Annotated in this window: 13 protein-coding genes and 1 tRNA gene; 11 read left to right on the forward strand and 3 right to left on the reverse strand. The window is 65.6% G+C overall.

Annotated elements, in window-relative coordinates:
• Window positions 1-3: 3 nt before the first annotated feature.
• Window positions 4-1,017 (reverse strand): selenide, water dikinase SelD, encoded by a 1,014-nt coding sequence (selD, locus tag ACMX2H_RS12795; protein WP_414960866.1) that lies wholly within the window; start codon window positions 1,015-1,017, stop codon window positions 4-6.
• Between the two features lie 41 nt (window positions 1,018-1,058).
• On the opposite strand from selD, the gene ACMX2H_RS12800 reads away from it, so the two are divergent.
• The 6 genes from ACMX2H_RS12800 (at window position 1,059) to ACMX2H_RS12825 (ending at window position 9,297) form a co-directional block, all read left to right on the forward strand.
• Window positions 1,059-1,153, forward strand: a tRNA-Sec gene (locus ACMX2H_RS12800).
• Window positions 1,154-1,187: 34 nt separating this feature from the next.
• Window positions 1,188-2,519, forward strand: a complete 1,332-nt coding sequence (selA, locus tag ACMX2H_RS12805) for an L-seryl-tRNA(Sec) selenium transferase (RefSeq protein ID WP_414960867.1) — start codon at window positions 1,188-1,190, stop codon at window positions 2,517-2,519.
• A gap of 1 nt (window position 2,520) precedes the next feature.
• Complete coding sequence (selB, locus tag ACMX2H_RS12810; protein WP_414960868.1) at window positions 2,521-4,320, forward strand: selenocysteine-specific translation elongation factor; 1,800 nt, start codon at window positions 2,521-2,523, stop codon at window positions 4,318-4,320.
• A gap of 392 nt (window positions 4,321-4,712) precedes the next feature.
• Window positions 4,713-6,521, forward strand: coding sequence for an ABC transporter family substrate-binding protein (locus tag ACMX2H_RS12815; RefSeq protein ID WP_414960869.1), 1,809 nt, complete (start codon window positions 4,713-4,715; stop codon window positions 6,519-6,521).
• A gap of 209 nt (window positions 6,522-6,730) precedes the next feature.
• The gene (locus ACMX2H_RS12820; RefSeq protein ID WP_414960870.1) at window positions 6,731-8,272 is read left to right on the forward strand and encodes an ABC transporter permease; all 1,542 of its coding nucleotides are present in this window, start codon (window positions 6,731-6,733) and stop codon (window positions 8,270-8,272) included.
• Window positions 8,269-9,297 (forward strand): ABC transporter permease, encoded by a 1,029-nt coding sequence (locus ACMX2H_RS12825; RefSeq protein ID WP_414960871.1) that lies wholly within the window; start codon window positions 8,269-8,271, stop codon window positions 9,295-9,297. The genes ACMX2H_RS12820 and ACMX2H_RS12825 overlap by 4 nt, the downstream gene beginning before the upstream one ends.
• Window positions 9,298-9,337: 40 nt before the next feature.
• Here ACMX2H_RS12825 and ACMX2H_RS12830 read toward each other — a convergent pair whose 3' ends face one another.
• Entirely contained in the window at window positions 9,338-9,961 is a 624-nt protein-coding gene (locus ACMX2H_RS12830; protein WP_414960872.1) for a PH domain-containing protein, read from the reverse strand.
• An 80-nt stretch (window positions 9,962-10,041) separates the two neighbouring features.
• Between ACMX2H_RS12830 and ACMX2H_RS12835 the strand changes: the two genes are divergently transcribed.
• Together ACMX2H_RS12835 and ACMX2H_RS12840 are read left to right on the forward strand one after the other, a co-directional pair.
• Window positions 10,042-11,862 (forward strand): ABC transporter ATP-binding protein, encoded by a 1,821-nt coding sequence (locus tag ACMX2H_RS12835; RefSeq protein WP_414960873.1) that lies wholly within the window; start codon window positions 10,042-10,044, stop codon window positions 11,860-11,862.
• 133 nt (window positions 11,863-11,995) lie between these two features.
• Window positions 11,996-12,532: a hypothetical protein gene (locus ACMX2H_RS12840; RefSeq protein ID WP_414960874.1), complete on the forward strand. Its 537-nt coding sequence runs from the start codon at window positions 11,996-11,998 to the stop codon at window positions 12,530-12,532.
• Between the two features lie 12 nt (window positions 12,533-12,544).
• Here the strand turns inward: ACMX2H_RS12840 and ACMX2H_RS12845 are convergent, their stop codons facing one another.
• Window positions 12,545-13,882, reverse strand: coding sequence for an APC family permease (locus ACMX2H_RS12845; RefSeq protein WP_414960875.1), 1,338 nt, complete (start codon window positions 13,880-13,882; stop codon window positions 12,545-12,547).
• 539 nt (window positions 13,883-14,421) lie between these two features.
• Here ACMX2H_RS12845 and ACMX2H_RS12850 point away from each other — a divergent pair.
• From ACMX2H_RS12850 to ACMX2H_RS12860, 3 genes are read left to right on the forward strand one after another with little or no spacing between them, the layout of a single operon-like run.
• On the forward strand, window positions 14,422-15,894 hold the full coding sequence (locus tag ACMX2H_RS12850; RefSeq protein WP_414960876.1) for an APC family permease: 1,473 nt from the start codon (window positions 14,422-14,424) through the stop codon (window positions 15,892-15,894).
• Window positions 15,891-16,340, forward strand: a complete 450-nt coding sequence (locus tag ACMX2H_RS12855; protein WP_414960877.1) for a hypothetical protein — start codon at window positions 15,891-15,893, stop codon at window positions 16,338-16,340. The genes ACMX2H_RS12850 and ACMX2H_RS12855 overlap by 4 nt, the downstream gene beginning before the upstream one ends.
• A gap of 2 nt (window positions 16,341-16,342) precedes the next feature.
• Window positions 16,343-17,689, forward strand: a complete 1,347-nt coding sequence (locus ACMX2H_RS12860) for a dipeptidase (RefSeq protein WP_414960878.1) — start codon at window positions 16,343-16,345, stop codon at window positions 17,687-17,689.
• Window positions 17,690-17,823 lie beyond the last annotated feature (134 nt).

Raw genomic sequence — 17,823 nt, forward strand, 5'->3', positions numbered from 1 at the left:
GAGTCAGCGCACCTCGATCCCGGAGCCCGCCACGATCTCTCCCACGACGGGGTGCCCCGGCAGCTCTCCAACCACGAGCAGCCCGCCCGAGGTCTGTGCATCTGCCAGCACCAGCAGATCATCCTCGGTAATGCCTGCTCCCGTCCGCACATGCGGGCGCACCCATTCCAGGTTGCGCCGGGTGCCGCCGGAGATGTAGCCATCCCGAAGCGCCTCTCGTGCGCCGCCGACGAGGGGAACCGCAGCGCGGTCGATCACCGCTCCCACCCCGGACGCGCGGCACATCTTGTAGAGGTGGCCCAGTAAACCGAATCCGGTAACGTCGGTTGCCGCGCGGACGCCACTGCGCACGGCCGCGTCGGCCGCATCCCGGTTCAGCTGAGTCATCACGGCGATCGCCTCGTCGAAGACCTCCCCGGTCTGCTTGTGCCGGTTATTGAGCAGACCCAGGCCAATCGGCTTGGTCAGCGTGATCGGGAGTCCGGCCCGGGCCGCGTCATTGCGCATCAAGCGTCCGGGCTCGGCGATTCCGGTCACTGCCATCCCGTACTTCGGTTCCGGGTCGTCGACTGAGTGCCCGCCGGTCACCGGGCATGCAGCCTCCGCAGCCACATCCAGCCCACCCCGCAGCACCTCGGTCAGCAGCTCCATCGGCAGCACGCCGCGGGGCCAACCGACCAGGTTGATCGCGCTGATCGGCCGCCCACCCATGGCATAAATGTCGGAGAGAGCGTTCGCTGCCGCAATCCGGCCCCAGTCATACGCATCGTCCACCACGGGCGTGAAGAAGTCCGCGGTCGAGAGCACCGCGAGATCCTCACCCACTTGGACGGCTGACGCATCGTCGCCGTCGTCGAGCCCGACCAGGACGCCGGGGTCGGTCTGGCCCGTTAACCCGCGGACAACATCCTCGAGCTCGCCCGGCGGAATCTTGCAGGCGCAGCCTCCGCCGTGCGCGAAGGCGGTGAGCCGGACGGCTTCCGCGGGTTCTTCCAGTACGCCGGTGGTCGCGTTCATGGCACCAGCATAGGAGCCGAAGGCGGTGTTAGCATGCTCGTGGAGGCGTCCGGGTCCTGGTGGGCCCCCCGGTCTTCAAAACCGGTGAGACCGAGTACCTCGGTCTGGCGGGTTCGATTCCCGTCCGCTTCCGCCACCAAGCAGCTCGCTGACGCGCCGAAGGAGGGGCCGTGGGCCAGAACGACCCGCGCCGGCATATTCCGCGCACCGATCAGCTGCTGGCGCATCCAGGGCTTCGCCACGCGCGCGGCCGGCTCGGCGACGACGTGATCCGTTCTACTGTTCGGGACGTGCAGGAACAGGCCCGCCGCGGCGATCTTGCCCCGGGAGACGTCGAGGCGAGCGTCCTGGCCGCGGTAGCGTCCCGTACAGCCTCCTCGCTGCGGCCCGTCCTCAATGCCACGGGCGTTATCGTCCATACGAACCTGGGACGCGCCCCGCTCTCCGGTCCCGCCTGTGACGCGTTGCTCGACGCGGCAGGCTATGTTGACGTGGAAATGGACTTGCCCACCGGCGCGCGGTCCCGGCGCGGAGCGGGTGCGCGACGGGCCCTGCTGGCCGCCTGTCCGGCTGCCGAAGAAGCCCTGGTGGTGAACAACGGCGCTGCGGCCCTGGTGCTGGCCACCACCGCGCTCGCCGGCACCGGTGAAGTCGTGATCAGCCGCGGTGAGCTCGTGGAGATCGGCGCCGGTTTCAGGCTGCCGGAGCTGATTGAATCCACCGGTGCCCGCTTGCGCGAAGTAGGGACCACCAACCGGACGCACCTGGCCGATTACGCTGCGGCGATCAACACGGAGACCGGTTGCCTGCTCAAGGTCCACCCCAGCAATTTCCGGGTCAGCGGCTTTACCTCCGACGTCGGCATCGGCGAGCTGCGCGCCCTAGCCGACGAACATCAGGTGCCGCTGGTCGTGGATCTCGGCAGCGGCCTGCTGGCGCCGGACCCGACGCTGCCAGGGGAACCGGACATGACCGGTGCGCTGGCCGCCGGTGCCGACGTCGTCATCGCCAGCGGGGACAAACTCCTGGGCGGCCCGCAAGCAGGACTGGTTTTGGGCCGCGCCGACGTGATGGCCCGCTTGGCCCGCCATCCGCTGGCGCGGGCGGTGCGGGCGGACAAACTGACACTGGCGGCGATGGAAGCCACCGTCGTCGGCGGGCAGACGCCGGTGGCGGCCGCCCTGCACGCCGATCCGGTTCGGCTGCGCGAGCGCACCGAGCGCTTGGCGGCTGCCACCGGAGGCCGGATGGTCGAACACGACGGACGGGTCGGCGGCGGGGGAGCGCCCGGGGTTCCGCTGCCGGGGTGGGCAGTCGAGCTGCCCGAACCGGCTGCCCGGCGGCTGCGCACCGGGGACCCGGTTGTACTGCCGCGGGTCCACGGCGGTGCCTGCCTTGTTGACCTGCGCTGCGTGCCCGAAGCCGACGACGAACGGCTGGCTGCCGCGGTGCGCTCGGCACTTGCGCGGCTCCATGACCGGCCGAGCGGCGAAGGCTCCTGAAATGTTCGTGGTGGCCACCGCCGGGCACGTGGACCACGGCAAAAGTACCCTTGTCCGCGCGCTGACCGGAATGGAGCCCGACCGCTGGGCTGAAGAGAGGCGCCGGGGGCTGACCATCGATTTGGGTTTCGCCTGGACGCGGCTGCCGTCGGGCAGGGATGTCGCGTTCGTGGATGTGCCCGGCCACGAACGTTTCCTCGGAAATATGCTGGCCGGGCTCGGGCCCGTCCCGGTGGTGTGTTTCGCCGTCGCCGCCGACGAGGGCTGGCAGCCACAATCCAGCGACCACCGCGACGCCATCGCCGCGTTTGGCATTAAGCATGGGGTGGTGGTGCTGACCCGCAGCGACCGCGCACCGGATCGGGCCGAGGAGGTTCTTGCGCAGGTACGGGCTGAGCTGGCCGGCACCGGACTGCAGGATGCCCCGGCCGTCACGGTGTCCGCGCTTGCCGGAACCGGGCTGGATGACCTGCGCCGGGTCCTGGACAGGACCTTGGACGTGGTGCCGCCTCCCAATCCCGCGGCCCGGGTGCGCTTGTGGATCGACCGTTCATTCAGCATCAGTGGTGCGGGCACCGTAGTCACCGGGACCCTGACGGCGGGCACCCTGACGCAGGGGGACCGGCTGCGGCTGTACGGCCAAGGCGACGGCAGGACGGTGTCGGTCCGGGCCCTGCACAGTCAAAACCACGCGGTACCCTCGCTCGGTCCAACCAGCCGGGTGGCCGTCAACCTGCGCTCGGGCGTGCCGGCTGATGCCGTGCACCGCGGGGACGTCCTGCTGGCCGAGGGCAGTTGGCCGGTGGTGGACACGATCGACGTCCGCCGGACCATGGGCACGCCGTTCGGCGACGTTCCGCGTGAGCTGATCGCCCATATTGGCACCGCCGCCGTTTCCTGCCGGCTGCGTTCCTTCGACGGCGACCACGCACGGCTCTCGCTTGACCGGCAACTGCCGCTTGAGCTCGGGGACCGGCTGGTGCTTCGGACAACAGGCAGCCGGTCGGTCATGGCTGGGGCGCAAGTCCTTGACGTCGACCCGCCGGCCCTGACACGCCGCGGGGACAGCACGAAGCGGGCGCATAGCCTTGCAGCCATGTCCCCCGAGGGCGACGCGCTGACCGAAGTCACCCGCCGTGGCGTGGTCCGCGTGGGCCAGTTGCGGCGCATGGGGGTCGCTTCCCTCGGCAAGGTCCCCGACCAGGCTTTGGCATTCGGCGACTGGTGGGTGCACCGGCCGGTCTTCGATACCTGGCAGCGGCGGCTGCGGGACTCGGTCCAGGATCTCGCCACGAAGGACCCGCTGTCGGCGGGCCTGTCCCGGGGTGCTGCCCGGGAGCTGCTGGGGCCCGAAGCCGACGCTTTGCTGGACGCGGTGGTGCGAGAGGCGGGTCTGGAGTACGACGGCGGTTTCATCCGCCTTCCGGGAACGCGCAACGGCCTGGGGCCTGCAGAGGCGGCTGTGAGCGAGGTGGAGCGCGGGCTGAGGGCTGCACCTTTCGCCGCGCCGGAGGCTTATGACCTGAAGAATCTCGGGCTGGGCGACCGCGAGCTTGCCGCCGCGGAGCGAAGCGGACGCCTGCTGCGTCTGGCCGGTGGGGTGGTCCTGCTGCCGCAAGCACCGGCGATGGCGATGCGCGAATTGGCCCGCCTGCCGCAGCCCTTCACCACCAGTGAGGCTCGCCAGACGTTGGCCACTACCAGGCGGGTTGCTGTCCCGCTGCTGGAACACCTGGACGTGCTGGGATGGACCCGGCGGCTCGACTCGGGCCACCGCGCCGTCGTCGGCATGGTCAAATAAGCCGCGCGCAGCGATCCAAGGGGGGACAGCAGCGGATGAAGTTCAGTTAGCAGCCGATAACTAAAGTTTGTCTCAGGCAACCTTCTCTCCGGCTCCATTCCCCAGAGCGGTTCGCGGCGTGGCCCGTGTTTCCGGGCTATTTCCGTTGTAGCGTTGCCGTGACGGCCTTGTTTCCAACGGAGACGGACCGTGGCATTAAGGTTGCATCTCGGTAACAACCGGATCTGAAGCGAAGTTTTTATACCCAACTCGCGAGGTTCCGGTTTACGCTCTTATGCGTGTGAGACATGCCACGTTCGGCGGGAAGCTCGTTGAACTTCAGGCGACGGGGTGTATGTCCGTCCCCGGCAGCACTGCCGGGGGCCTTTCAGAGACAGAAACAAGGAGGCGGAATGCGTTTCGGACGTACTTCCAAAGCTATCGGTGTCGCGGCTGTTGCAGCCCTGGCCCTGAGCGCCTGCGCGACTTCGGGCGGCGGAGATTCTTCCCCCGAAGGCTCGGGCGAGTCCACCGCGGCCGGAGCCGGCGGATCAATCAGCGTCGCTGAGACCAACGCTTTTAGCTCATTCAACTCGGATTCCGCCACGGGCAATGTCGACATCAACGGCAAAATCGCCTACATGACGCATGGCGGTTTCTACTACGTTGACAACCAGCTCAATGTGGTCCGGAACGAAGAGTTCGGAACGTACGAGAAGGTCTCGGATGACCCGCTCGTGGTGAAGTACACCGTGAATGAAGGCGCGAAGTGGTCCGACGGCAACCCGGTTGACGCCGGCGACCTGCTGCTGAACTGGCTCGTCGAATCGGGCTACGCCAACGATGCCAAGACGGACGAGGAAGGCAACGTCACCAGCGGGACGAGCTACTTCGACTTCGCCGGCGATACCAGCGGGCTGGGCCTGACTGAGATGCCCGAGGTCGGCGACGATGGCCGTTCGATCACGCTGACGTACGCCGAGCCGTTCGCTGACTGGGAGATCGCCTTCGGCGGCCTCAACGACGGCGGCATTGGCCTGCCGGCCCACGTGCTCGCCGAAAAGGCCGGTCTGGCCGATGAGCAGGCACTCGTCGACCTCATCCAGGGCTTGAAGCGCGGCAACCCCGATGAGCCGGCCAAGGAGAACAAGGACCTGAAGGCCGTCGCGGACTTCTGGAACACGGGCTTCGACACGAAGTCGCTGCCGACCGATGAGTCCCTGTACCTCTCCAGCGGGCCGTTCGTCGTCGATTCGATCACTCCGGACCAGTCGATCACGCTGGTGCGCAACGAGTCCTACACCTTCGGGCCGCAGCCGGCCGTTGATGAAGTGACCATCCGCTTCATCGGTGCCGCGCCGGACCAGGTCAGCGCCCTGAAGAACGGCGAGGTGGACATCATCGCCCCGCAGCCGTCGGCCGACACCGTCGAACTGCTGCAGGGCATCCCCGGCGTCACCGTTGACGTCGAGGATCAGCTTGCCTACGACCACATCGACCTGAACTACACCGGTGTGTTCAAGGATGCCAACGTCCGCGAGGCCTTCATGAAGGTCGTTCCGCGCCAGGCGATCGTTGACCGGATCGTGAAGCCGCTCAAGGAGGACGCTGCTCCGCTGGATTCGCAGTTCTTCGTCCCGGCTCAGGAGGCCTATGAGGCATCCGCGGCCAGCAACGGCTCCGGGAACTACAAGGAAGCGGACATCGAGGGCGCCAAGGAGCTTCTCGCCGGCGCTACTCCGGAAGTCCGGATCATGTACAACAAGGACAACCCCAACCGTGCAGACGCCTACGCGCTGATCCAGGAATCCGCCGAGAAGGCCGGTTTCAAGATTGTCGACGGCGGCCTGGGTGCCTCCGACTGGGGTGCTGCACTGGGCAACGGAACCTACGACGCGACGATCTTCGGCTGGACCTCACCTGGTGTGGGCGTCTCGGGCGTTCCGCAGATCTTCAAGACCGACGCCGGTTCCAACTTCAACGGCTTCTCGGAGCCGGAAGCCGACAAGCTGATGGACCAGCTGATCGTCACCACCGACTCGGCTGAACAGGACAAGCTCGTCACGCAGATCGACAAGCACGTCTGGGATTCCTTCTACGGACTCCCGCTGTTCCAGTCGGTTGGCCTTGATGCCTACAACAGTGACCGCATTGAGGGCGTGAAGTACCAGCCGAACCAGACGGGCGTCTTCTGGAACTTCTGGGAGTGGAAGGTTAAGTAAACTCCACGCCTGATCCTAGGCAAAGCATGCAAGGCGTCGGGACCCTGAACACCTCGGTCCCGACGTCTTGCAGCTTTTACGGTCCATTTCCTGCCACAAGTAGTTGGGTTTTCCCAATAGTCCACAGCGTGCGACTGCACTACGCTCATTTGTGACACCGAGGGACCTACCAGACTTCCAGAACCACTTCAGCGAGGTTGAAAAACGCTATGGTGACCTACATTGTGCGGCGGCTTTTTACTGCCGTACTGATTCTCCTGGGTGCCTCCTTCCTGGTCTACCAATTGACAGCATTGTCAGGTGACCCCCTGCATGACCTTCGTGCCAGCAATTCGCCAAACAAAGATCAGCTTATTGAGCAGCGGATCGCGCTGCTGGACCTCGGCACACCGGCACCGATTCGGTACTTCGGCTGGTTGGCCGGCGCAGCCAAGTGCGTCGTTCCCTTTGTCGGACAGTGCGATTTGGGCTATGCGCTGAACGGCCAACCGGTCACCGAGGCCTTGGGCCGGGCCATGGGAATGACCATTCTGCTGGTGACTGCAGCGGCGGTGCTGGCCATCGTCATCGGCGTTTCGCTCGGAATTGTGACCGCACTCCGGCAGTACAGCGGTCTGGACTACAGTGTCACCTTCATGGCGTTCCTCTTCTTTTCGCTTCCGGTGTTTTGGGTGGCCGTGTTGTTGAAGGAATTCGGAGCCATTGGATTCAACAATTTCCTCCGGGATCCGCACATTCCGATGTCATCGATTCTGATCATCGGCGTAGTCAGCGGCGCCGTCTGGTTCGTCTGCGCCAAAGGAACATTCCGGCGGAAACTGGGCATGGCAGGGATCGGCTTCCTGCTGGCCGCCGCGGTGATGTGGGGGCTTTCCGCGACGCAATGGTTCAAGACCCCGGGTCTGGGCCTGGTCGTCATCGTCATTTGTTCTGTGGGGATTGCTTTCGGCATCACGCTGCTGGCCGCCGGTTTGAAGAACCGCAAGGCCCTCTATGCGGCCCTGATCACGGTGGGCATCGGTGCCCTCATTTACTTCCCCATCCAACCTCTCCTGGCCCAAGCCACCGGACTGATGATCTTCTTGCTGGCCATCGCCACCATCCTGGTGGGGTTGGCCGTCGGGTGGCTGATGGGCGGCTACGACCGCCGCCAGAACATGAACGCCGCCGCGATGACGGCGTTCCTGGTCGGCGGTCTCATCCTGCTGGACCGGTACATGCAGGCCTGGCCGGCGTACTTCAACAACGGCAGGATCAACGGGCGGCCCATCGCCACCATCGGCTCCGAGACGCCGAACCTGCAGGGAGACTTCTGGGTCCACGGGCTGGATACCTTCACCCACCTGCTGTTGCCGACCATAGCCTTGCTGCTGATCTCGCTGGCGTCCTACAGCCGCTATGCCCGCTCCTCCATGCTGGAAATCATGAACATGGACTACATCCGCACGGCGAGGGCAAAGGGATTGAACGAGAGGACAGTGGTCATGCGCCACGCCTTCCGCAACGCCCTGATCCCGATTGCCACGATCGTCGCCTTCGACATCGGCGGTTTGATCGGCGGTGCCGTGATTACCGAGCGAGTGTTCGCTTTCGCCGGCATGGGTCAGCTCTTCGTCCAGTCCCTGGAACGGGTCGATCCCAATCCGGTGATGGGCGTTTTCCTGATCACCGGCATCCTGGCACTGGTCTTCAACCTAGTCGCGGACCTGGTTTACTCCGCGCTTGATCCGCGAGTGAGGGTAAAGGCATGAGCACCACGTCAACGAAACCCGTTGCCGCGACCGATGAGAACAAGGCGGGCCTGAGCCAAGGCCAAATCGTCCGCCGGCGCTTCCTTGGCAATACCGCCGCCGTGATCAGCTTGGTGGTTTTCGCCCTGATCCTGCTGATCGCCTATTCGTCGAGCGGCATGTTCGGCCTGCCAGGCTGGTGGAAGTACACGCACAATGGCGTCAACGACCTGGTCGACGGCGGGCGCCCCACGCTGCAACTTTTCCCCATGAGCCTGGGCGAGCATCCGTTCGGCCAGGACCGGCTGGGTCGCGACACCTTCGCCCAGACCATGCGCGGAGTCCAGATTTCGGTGGCGGTCATGTTCCTCATCGGCCTGGTTGGCGGGGCCATCGGCGTCGTGATCGGTGCGCTGTCCGGCTACTTCCGCGGCTGGGTTGAAACCGTGCTGATGCGGCTGACCGACGTCGTGATCGTGATTCCGCTGATCATCATCGCGGCGGTTATGGGCCAGGTGGCAGGCCGCGCGGTAGGCGCCGACGTCCAGCCATACTTCCTGGGCCTGTTCGTGGGCGCCGTCGTCTGGACCGGACTGGCCCGGCTGGTGCGCGCCGAATTCCTCTCCCTGCGGGAGCGGGAATTCGTCGATGCCGCCCGGATTGCCGGCGCGTCCAACGCCCGCATCATCTTCAAGCACATCCTGCCGAACGCCGTGGGCGTCATCATCGTCTCGGTGACGCTGAGCATGTCCGCGGCGATCCTGCTGGAGACCAGCCTGTCCTACATCGGGATGGGCGTGAAGGCGCCGGACGTGTCGCTGGGCTCGCTGATCAGCCAAAACCAGGAAGCGTTCCAAACCCGTCCGTGGCTGTTCTGGTGGCCGGGCCTGTTCATCGTGGCGATCTGCCTGTGCATCAACTTCATCGGCGACGGACTGCGCGACGCCTTCGACCCGCGGCAAAAGAAGTTCAATGCCAAGAAGGCAAAGGCGGCTGCGGTTTCCGCCCACCCCGAGACCGGACCCACCCAGACGTCGGGCGTCTGAGATGCGTATCCCGCGCCTCTCCGGCGACCCGCGGTCTGGCTCAGCGGGCCAGCGTCATGACGCTGAGGACCATCAGCGCGAGTCCGGCAGCAAGCACGGCCCAATTTGGTGTCCGGCTGACCGGGACGCTGTCCGCCTCACCGATGCTGATGCTGTCCGCGGCCAGAAGTTCCGCCCAGCGTTTCCGGATGTGGAAGGCCGCCGCTCCGGAATCGGAATTCGTGAGATCGCCCGGGCGGATCGACTGGGCCGGGCCGTAGGTCGTCTCAGGAAGCCCCTGGACATGATCCGTGCGGGCGCGGTGGACTCCGAACATCCCGGGAGCGGGCGCAGCCCACGAGCTGTACTTCCCGCGCGGGGTAATCAGCGTCAGGGCGTACTTGGTGTCCACGGTCACCAAGGCGCTCCACGGCACGGTAATCGTCCGGACCGGGTTGCGCAGTACCACCCCGCGCTCGCCGATGACGACCACGGGGTACCAGGCCAGCCACCACGTCACGTACGCGATGGTCAGCAGCGGCCAGGAACCAAGCAGGCTGTCCGGCCCGTGGGTCAGCACGGAGGACACCAGGCTGACTGCCACCATCGCCCAGACGACTCCCGTGAACCAGATCGCGGAGCGTGGACGGAAGACCGTGGAGCTGGCAGCAGCAGACGTTGTCATGCCCCCATAGTTTCAGGACTGGCCACCAGTTCTCCACTAGCATCAACCAACTGCGACAGGTTGGAAGGGAAACACCAGCTATGACCGAAATCATTGATCCGACGCTGCCGGTAGGAAGCGTGGAGACGACTCGCGCTTCCGCGCCCGTCCTGGAAGTCACCAACCTCAGTGTGGACTTCGGCGTGGAGAAGGAGTGGGTCCCTGCAGCGATCAACCTCACCTACGACGTCAAGGCCGGCGAGGTCCTGGCCATCGTGGGCGAATCCGGTTCCGGCAAGAGTGCCAGCTCCATGGCGCTGCTGGGCCTGCTGCCGTCCAACAGCCGCGCCACCGGGAGCGTCAAGCTCAACGGCCGGGAGATTCTGGGCCTGAGCAGCGCCAAACTCCGGCAAGTCCGCGGCAACGACGTCGCCGTGATCTTCCAGGAGCCCATGACCGCAATGAACCCCGTGTACACCATCGGGTTCCAGATTGTGGAAACGCTGCGACTGCACAACGCCATCTCGCCGGACGAAGCCAAGCAGCGGGCGCTGCGGATGCTGGAACTGGTCGAGCTGCCCGACCCGGAAAAGGCCTTCCGGTCCTATCCGCACCAACTCTCCGGCGGCCAGCGGCAGCGCGCCATGATCGCCCAGTCACTGTCCTGTGACCCCAAGCTGCTGATCGCCGACGAACCCACCACTGCGCTGGACGTCACCGTTCAGGCCGAAATCCTGGACTTGATGCGCAATCTGCGCAACAAGCTGGACAGCGCCATCGTGCTGATCACGCACGACATGGGCGTGGTGGCGGATCTGGCGGACAAGATCGCCGTGATGCGGCGCGGCCGGATCGTGGAAACCGGAACCGCGATGGAGATTTTCAACAATCCGCAGCATGAATACACCCAGGCGTTGCTGGCCGCCGTGCCGCACTTGGGCGGGGGCTCGGCCGACGACGCCGAAGTGGACATCACGGCCGCTTTGGCCGCTGCGACCGGCGCCTCGCTCAGCATCAACGAGACCGAACTGGAACGGCGCGAACGCGAGAACGCCGAAGCCCTGGCACAGTCGGCCCACGACGTGAAGAGGGGCGAAGCAGTGCTGGAGCTGGCCAATGTGGCCATCGAATACCCCAAGCAGGGACGCGTCCCGGCCTTCCGCGCGGTGGAAGGCGCCAACCTGTCCATCTACCCCGGGCAGGTGGTTGGCCTGGTGGGGGAGTCCGGCTCGGGCAAAACTACCATCGGACGCGCCGCCGTCGGGCTGCTGCCCGTCGCGGAGGGCTCGCTGCGCGTGGTCGGGCAGGAAATCGCCGGAGCGCGCCCCAAGCAGCTGCATGCGTTGCGCCGCCAGGTGGGTATGGTGTTCCAAGACCCGTCCTCCTCGCTGAACCCCCGGCTGCCGATTGGCGAGAGCATCGGCGAACCCATGTACCTGGCCGGCGTTGCCAAGGGTGCCGCCCTGCAGCGGAGAATCGAGGCGCTGCTGGACCAGGTGGAGCTGCCGCGGGCGTACCGGAACCGCTATCCGCACGAACTTTCCGGCGGCCAGAAGCAGCGCGTGGGCATCGCCCGGGCACTCTCGCTGGAGCCCAAGCTGATGGTGGCCGACGAGCCCACGTCCGCACTGGACGTGTCGGTCCAGGCCACGGTGCTGGAGCTGTTCCAGAACCTGCAGCAGGAACTGGGCTTCGCCTGCCTGTTCGTGACACACGACCTGGCTGTCATTGACGTGTTGGCCGACCGCATCTGCGTGATGCGGCATGGCCGGATCGTTGAGCAGGGCACCCGGGACGAGATCCTGCGCAACCCGCAGGAGCTGTATACGCAGCGGCTGCTTGCGGCAGTGCCGTTGCCCGATCCGGAGAAGCAGCGCGAACGCCGCGAGCTACGGGCTCTGCTGCTGGCCGCCGGAGACTGAGTCCAATCTGGAATTCCGCCATCCATAGTGCTGCGCCCCTGCCCATGTTGCGGTGACGGGCGGGGGCCAGCAAACCTGGCCGCTGCGGTCAGTTGACCACACCGGCCGGGCTATTGTCACGTCAGGAGTGTCAGTGGTTCGCAGCATCAACATCGAGGCGATCGAAAAAGGCACCGGCGTCAGCTGGTCCAAGGTCGAAGATTTCCTGACCGGCATCGACGCCGCAACGCTCAGCCATAAGGAGATTGCCAGTGCGTTGAATGAGTCCGGCCTGGCCGAAGGCTGGTGGGCGCAGTCAGCAACAGTGGCCTTCGAGCAGCAGATCGGCCGGCGCCAGCCGGGCCAGGACTGCGACGGCGAGTTCCAGACTTCGGTGAGCAAGACCGTACAGGGCAGCATGGACCAGGCACGGGACAAGTGGGTGGCCATGGTGGGTGACGCGGCGGAGTTCTCCGGCATTGCGGTGACCCGCGGACCCGAGCTGAGCGACACGGCAAAATGGCGCTACTGGCGCTGCGGCCTGGCCGACGGCTCCCGGGTCAATGTCCACATCTACGAGAAGGCGGCAGGCAAAGCGTCTGTCGGCCTACAGCATGAGCGGCTGGAGTCGGTCGAGCAGCTCGATCACTGGCGCGCGTTCTGGAAGGCCAAACTCGGCGAACTGGCCTAACGGGAGCCTGGTCTAAGCGGAACCTGGCTGGTCGCGTGGAGCGGAGCGTGGACTCCCGCGGTCCCGGACGCCCTTCCAGATGAGATCCAGCAGGAGCGCTGCAGCCAGGATGACCACGAAGGCGATGGCGGTCATCGGCTCGTCCACCAGCGTGGTCATCGCGAAGACGACGAGTGTGCCAGCGGTCGCGACCAGCGCGACGACGAGCACAACCAAGCTCGCGTGCGTCTCCCGGTAAGTCCTGAAGTGGGCGGCCGTGATCGACGAGAAGATCAGCAGTGCAACGGCACCGCCAAGCGAGGCGATGCTGTTCAGATCGAGCGCGACAACCATGAAGATCGTGATCAGGGCCATGACCACCAGGCCTACCGGCGCGCGCCGGCCGATCTGGCGGCCGAAAGCAGGGGGAAACTGCCCGGCCGCGGCGAGGTGGCGAGTCATCCCGGCCGCCGGGTAGAGGCTCGCATTCACCGCGCCGGCCGTGGAGAACAACGCCGTAATCACCATCAGTACATAACCCGCCTGGCCTAGCGTTGGCTTGGCTGCCTCCGCCAGCGCGGTTGTGCCGTACTCGACGACCTGGTCCGGGGTGAGTGTCCCGAACACGCCGAGCGATACCGCCACATAAATGGTGGTGGCAATCGCCACGGCGAGATAGATGGCCCGCGGGAGCTGCCGGCCGGGCCGGGGGAGATCCTTGGCCGTGAAAGTGATGACACCGAAGCCGAGGAACGCGAAGAAGGTCAAGGCGACGCTCGAAACGATCTCGCGGAGGCTGGGGTAACCGGCGGGGTTCAGCAAGGCGGGGTCCCAGTACATGATCGTCACGATCGCAAACAGGCTGAGAATCGCCAACACGACCTTGACGATGAGCGATTGCACTCTCGCCACCGCGGTGGAGCCGACTATGTTGAGCAGCGTCATGACGACGACGAGTCCGACCGCGAAGACGATGGCCCAGCCACGGTCATCATCCGCCACGACGGCGCTCGCGTATCCTCCGAAAGATGTGGCCACCATCGCCGCGACGATTGCGCCGGTCATATAGAACAGCCACGACACGATGCCGGTGATGTGGCCCTCGCCAAACCCCTTCGCCAGATAGGTGAGCATCCCTCCTGCGGTGGGGTATCGGGAACCGAGCTTGGCGAAGGAGTACCCCTGCATCGCACAGATCGCGCCGGCAATGAGGAACGAGAGCCATACGGCCGAGCCCGCCACGGCACCGGCCGCGCTGAGCAGCGCGAAAATCCCCGCACCGACCATGGCGCCCACACCGATAAAGGACGCCTGGAGTATCGTCATCTGCTTCTTCGGTTGATCGGCCGCCACCTGCTCCTTGCCGTTCATGGCTGTGTCGCAGGTGTTTCCTCCACGCGCATGGCCACTCCCTTCAACCGCTGTAGCGTGCGCCTTAGCTCCCGAGCGGACTGTCTCCACTGAGTCGACCACGTGCGCCTGGTGGACGCATCATCCACAGTGGGTGAGAAGCCCGGGCTGGCTGGCAGCTGATGCGTAGCTGGTGGCCCGCTGCATAGACCCTTGGCGGCTCTTCGTCGGCATCGGCGCCCGCGAAGAGCCGCCAGAAGCCAATCCCTGCATGGCGGAGGCCCTCCGGGCGGATCGGACGAAGCCACAGGCGCTCTTCCGCTGGTCTGGCCTGCGGCAAAGATCATCCTGCTCGGGCGATGCCGGACGAGCCCAGGTTCTGCGACGATCCCTAGCATCAGATCGGTAACTCGACGCCACGGGTCAGAACATTGGGTGCCGTGAGGGGGGCAACGTCGGGGCGATTACCTGGAGGTGGACACCGTGGACATGCGGTTGAGTTCGGATCCTCACGGGTCCGCAGGGCTGCGGGCAGCGATGCCCGGGCCAAGGAGGCCCTGATGAGTGCCGCCGATTCTTCAGACGGCCGCGCCAGCGCTTCGGGTCTGCCCGCGGCCAAGCCTCCCGCCGCCGCCTACATCTCGTGGGTCGCGCTGGCGCTCATGACCACGGCTTCGGTAGCCAGCCTGAGGCCTTCACCGACCATGGCGGTCTACGGACTGGCAGCGGTCTTCCTGTACCTTGTGCCGGCAATTGTCTTCCTGCTGCCGACCTCGCTGGTATCGGCGGAGCTGGCATCGGGGTGGAAGGGCGGCGTCTACAACTGGGTGGCCACCGGCATCTCGAAGCCCATGGGCTTCCTCGCCGTGTGGTGCCAGTTCGCGATGACCATCTTCTACTATCCGACCCTGCTTGGGTTTGTCGCATCCACACTCGCCTACGTGATCAACCCCGACCTCGCGAGCAGTGGGCCTTGGACTGCGCTGGTGATCATGGTCTGCTACTGGTCTGGCGTGCTCATCTCGTCTCGAGGCACCAAGGGTGTCGCCGGCCTTGCCGGCGCCGGCCTAATCATCGGAACTCTTATTCCCGGCACCCTGTTGGTGCTGCTCGGCGCCATCTTCCTCGGCCAAGGAAATCCGTCCGCCGCCCCCATGACCGCAGCGAACTTCTTCCCGGAGTGGGCCGGCCTCGCGAGTCTGGTGCTGATTGTCAACAATTTCCTGTCCTACAGCGGCATGGAGATGAATGCGGTCCATGTGTCGTCGTTGCGCCGGCCGGACAAGGAGTTCCCGAAAGCGATCTTCCTTGCGATGGGCTTGGTGCTGCTGATCTTCATCCTGCCCGCACTGGCCATCAGCTGGATCGTGCCGGCCGATCAGCTCTCGCTTACGGCGGGCGTCATGCAGGCGTTCGACGCGGTGCTCGCGGTGTTCAACTGGCAATGGCTCACCCCGATCATCGGCATCGCGCTGGTATCCGCGTCGCTTGGCGGCATGCTGACCTGGCTGGCCGGGCCATCGAAGGGCCTGTTGCTCATCTCGCGGCAGGAAGGGTACCTTCCCCCGTTCCTGCAGAAGCTGAACAAGAACGGCGTGCAACAGAACCTGCTGGTGACGCAGGGCATCATCACCACAGTGATCGCCCTCGGCTATGCGCTCATCCCCAGCGTGTCGAGCGCATACTGGATCTTCTCGGTGATCACCACCCAGGTGTACCTGATCATGTACCTGCTGATGTTCGTGGCGGCCGTGCGGTTGCGCCGCAGCCACCCGGACCACCCACGGGGGTACCGGGCCCCCATGCTTGTCAGCCTCTGCGGCGTCGGGTTCGCGGCCTCGCTGGCCGCCCTCCTCGTCGGTTTCATTCCGCCGTCGCAGTTTGGTGGTGGCAATCCGTTGATCTACTTGGTGATCGTCGGCGGCGGGGCGCTCGGCCTCGGGCTGCTCATACCGTGGCTGTTCTACCGGCTCCGAAAGCCGTCGTGGAAGCTGCCGGATGCCGCCAGTGAGTCGGAGGGAGCGGCGACATGAGTACGGGAGCCGAGCAGCAGAGCCCCCGCCAGCGATCGGTGCTCTACGTGGTGGTGGCGATAGTCCTGGTGATCCTGGCCGTGTGGGCGGTGATCGCGTTCAGCAGCGCACGCGAGAGCCAACGGGCTGAGGAAAAAGCCACCGAACTTGTTCAGGTGCTCCACGAAGCAGGCGCGACCGCTACGCCCGCGCCGGAAGTCGTGGCCCGTGTGCTGGGCGACGACGGAGGCGCAGTGTGCGCTGACCCCAACAGGGCACTCAGCCGCGCAACGCTGTACGGACTGCTCACGAACGGTGCGAGTGGGCCGGGCATCCGCCCGGTCTTGGTGGACAACGCCGTCTTCCGGGGTCAGTTGGCGATCATCAAGGTGTATTGCCCCGATGAGCTGGATGAATTCCAGCAGGTCGTCGACAGCCTCGCCACGACAGGCTCGGCGAACGGATGACCGTGGACTTGCATGCTCGGATCAGCGAACTGATGGCCACCGTACAAGCGGAGCTCGAGGAACTCGTGGCCATGAAGTCGGTGGCCGACCCGCGCCAGTTTCCGCCCGAGGAATGCACCCGGGCTGCCGAGTGGGTACGCGACAAGTTCACCGAACTCGGTTTCGCCGACGCCCGTCTTGAACTGACCCCGGACGGGAGCCGGGCAGTGGTCGGGCAGCGTATCGCCGCCGATCCGGATGCCCCCACGGTCTTGCTGTATGCGCATTACGATGTTCAGCCGCCACTGGACGAGTCTGCGTGGCGTACGCCGCCGTTCGAGCTCACCGAGGTTGACGGTCGGTGGTATGGGCGTGGGGCAGCGGACTGCAAAGGCAACATCGTCATGCATCTGCTCGCGCTGCGGGCGCTCGGCGACGACATTCCCGTGCACCTGAAACTCGTCGTCGAGGGTTCGGAGGAGCAGGGCACGGGCGGCCTGGAGTCTTTCGTGGAAGCCAACCCGGATGTGCTGCGGGCGGACACGATCCTGGTCTGCGACACCGGCAACGCAGCGGTCGGTCGGCCCGCCGCGACCGTCAGCCTGCGGGGCATGGTGAACGTGGTTGTCACCGTGCAGGCACTCGCGTCCGAAGTCCACTCGGGGATGTTTGGTGGACCGGCCCCCGACGCCCTGGCCGCCCTGATCGAAACGCTCGCCGGGCTCCGCGATGAGAAAGGGAACACGACGATCGAGGGACTTGACGCAACCCGGACTTGGCACGGCGAGCCGTATCCGGCCGAGCAATTCCGCACCGACGCCGGCGTGCTCGAGGGAGTGGAGTTGCTCGGAGACGGAACGGTTTCGGACATGCTGTGGGCCCGGCCGGCCGTGACCGTGCTGGGCATCGACTGCCCTCCCGTCACGGGCTCGTCAGCCGCGATCGTGCCGCGCGCCGCCGCCCGGCTTAATCTCCGAATACCGCCGGGCACCGATGCCAACCAGGCCCACGACGCGCTGATCGCGCAGTTGCGGGGTACCGTCCCTTGGGGAGTGACCGTCGATGTGCGGACCGAAGCGGTCGGCTCGCCATTCGAGGCCTCCACCGACGGGCCGGGGTTCCGGGCGATGGGCGCTGCGATGCAGGACGCGTACGGTACGGCAATGACCATGCTCGGCCAAGGTGGGTCCATCCCGTTGTGCAACGTGCTCGCAGACACGTATCCGGAGGCGGAGATTATCCTGATGGGTGTGGAGGAGCCGCTCGCACTCATTCATGCACCGAACGAAAGCGTTGACCCGGCCGAAATCGAGCACCTCGCGCTGAGCTTGGCGTTGTTCCTGCGCGGTTACGGCCCCGAAGTCCGGTAGGCCGCCGCACCGGCTCCGGTCTCCGTTAGGCCATCAGTGGCACGGCGTTTTACAATGGAGTGCCTACCCGCATCCGGGCACGGCGCTGGCTGTCCGATATTAGGCCCAGGTTCCATGTAATCCACGGAAGAGTA

The organism is Arthrobacter sulfonylureivorans (assembly GCF_047607445.1).
Lineage (GTDB): Bacteria > Actinomycetota > Actinomycetes > Actinomycetales > Micrococcaceae > Crystallibacter > Crystallibacter sulfonylureivorans_A.

Bases quoted from the DNA above. Each gene is read 5' to 3' on its own strand.
- ACMX2H_RS12825 (WP_414960871.1), top strand. From the start codon at position 8,269: ATGAGCACCACGTCAACGAAACCCGTTGCCGCGACCGATGAGAACAAG.
- ACMX2H_RS12820 (WP_414960870.1), top strand. From the start codon at position 6,731: ATGGTGACCTACATTGTGCGGCGGCTTTTTACTGCCGTACTGATTCTC.
- ACMX2H_RS12835 (WP_414960873.1), top strand. From the start codon at position 10,042: ATGACCGAAATCATTGATCCGACGCTGCCGGTAGGAAGCGTGGAGACG.
- selB (WP_414960868.1), top strand. From the start codon at position 2,521: ATGTTCGTGGTGGCCACCGCCGGGCACGTGGACCACGGCAAAAGTACC.
- selD (WP_414960866.1), bottom strand. From the start codon at position 1,017: ATGAACGCGACCACCGGCGTACTGGAAGAACCCGCGGAAGCCGTCCGG.
- ACMX2H_RS12815 (WP_414960869.1), top strand. From the start codon at position 4,713: ATGCGTTTCGGACGTACTTCCAAAGCTATCGGTGTCGCGGCTGTTGCA.
- ACMX2H_RS12855 (WP_414960877.1), top strand. From the start codon at position 15,891: ATGAGTACGGGAGCCGAGCAGCAGAGCCCCCGCCAGCGATCGGTGCTC.
- ACMX2H_RS12845 (WP_414960875.1), bottom strand. From the start codon at position 13,882: ATGAACGGCAAGGAGCAGGTGGCGGCCGATCAACCGAAGAAGCAGATG.
- ACMX2H_RS12850 (WP_414960876.1), top strand. From the start codon at position 14,422: ATGAGTGCCGCCGATTCTTCAGACGGCCGCGCCAGCGCTTCGGGTCTG.
- ACMX2H_RS12830 (WP_414960872.1), bottom strand. From the start codon at position 9,961: ATGACAACGTCTGCTGCTGCCAGCTCCACGGTCTTCCGTCCACGCTCC.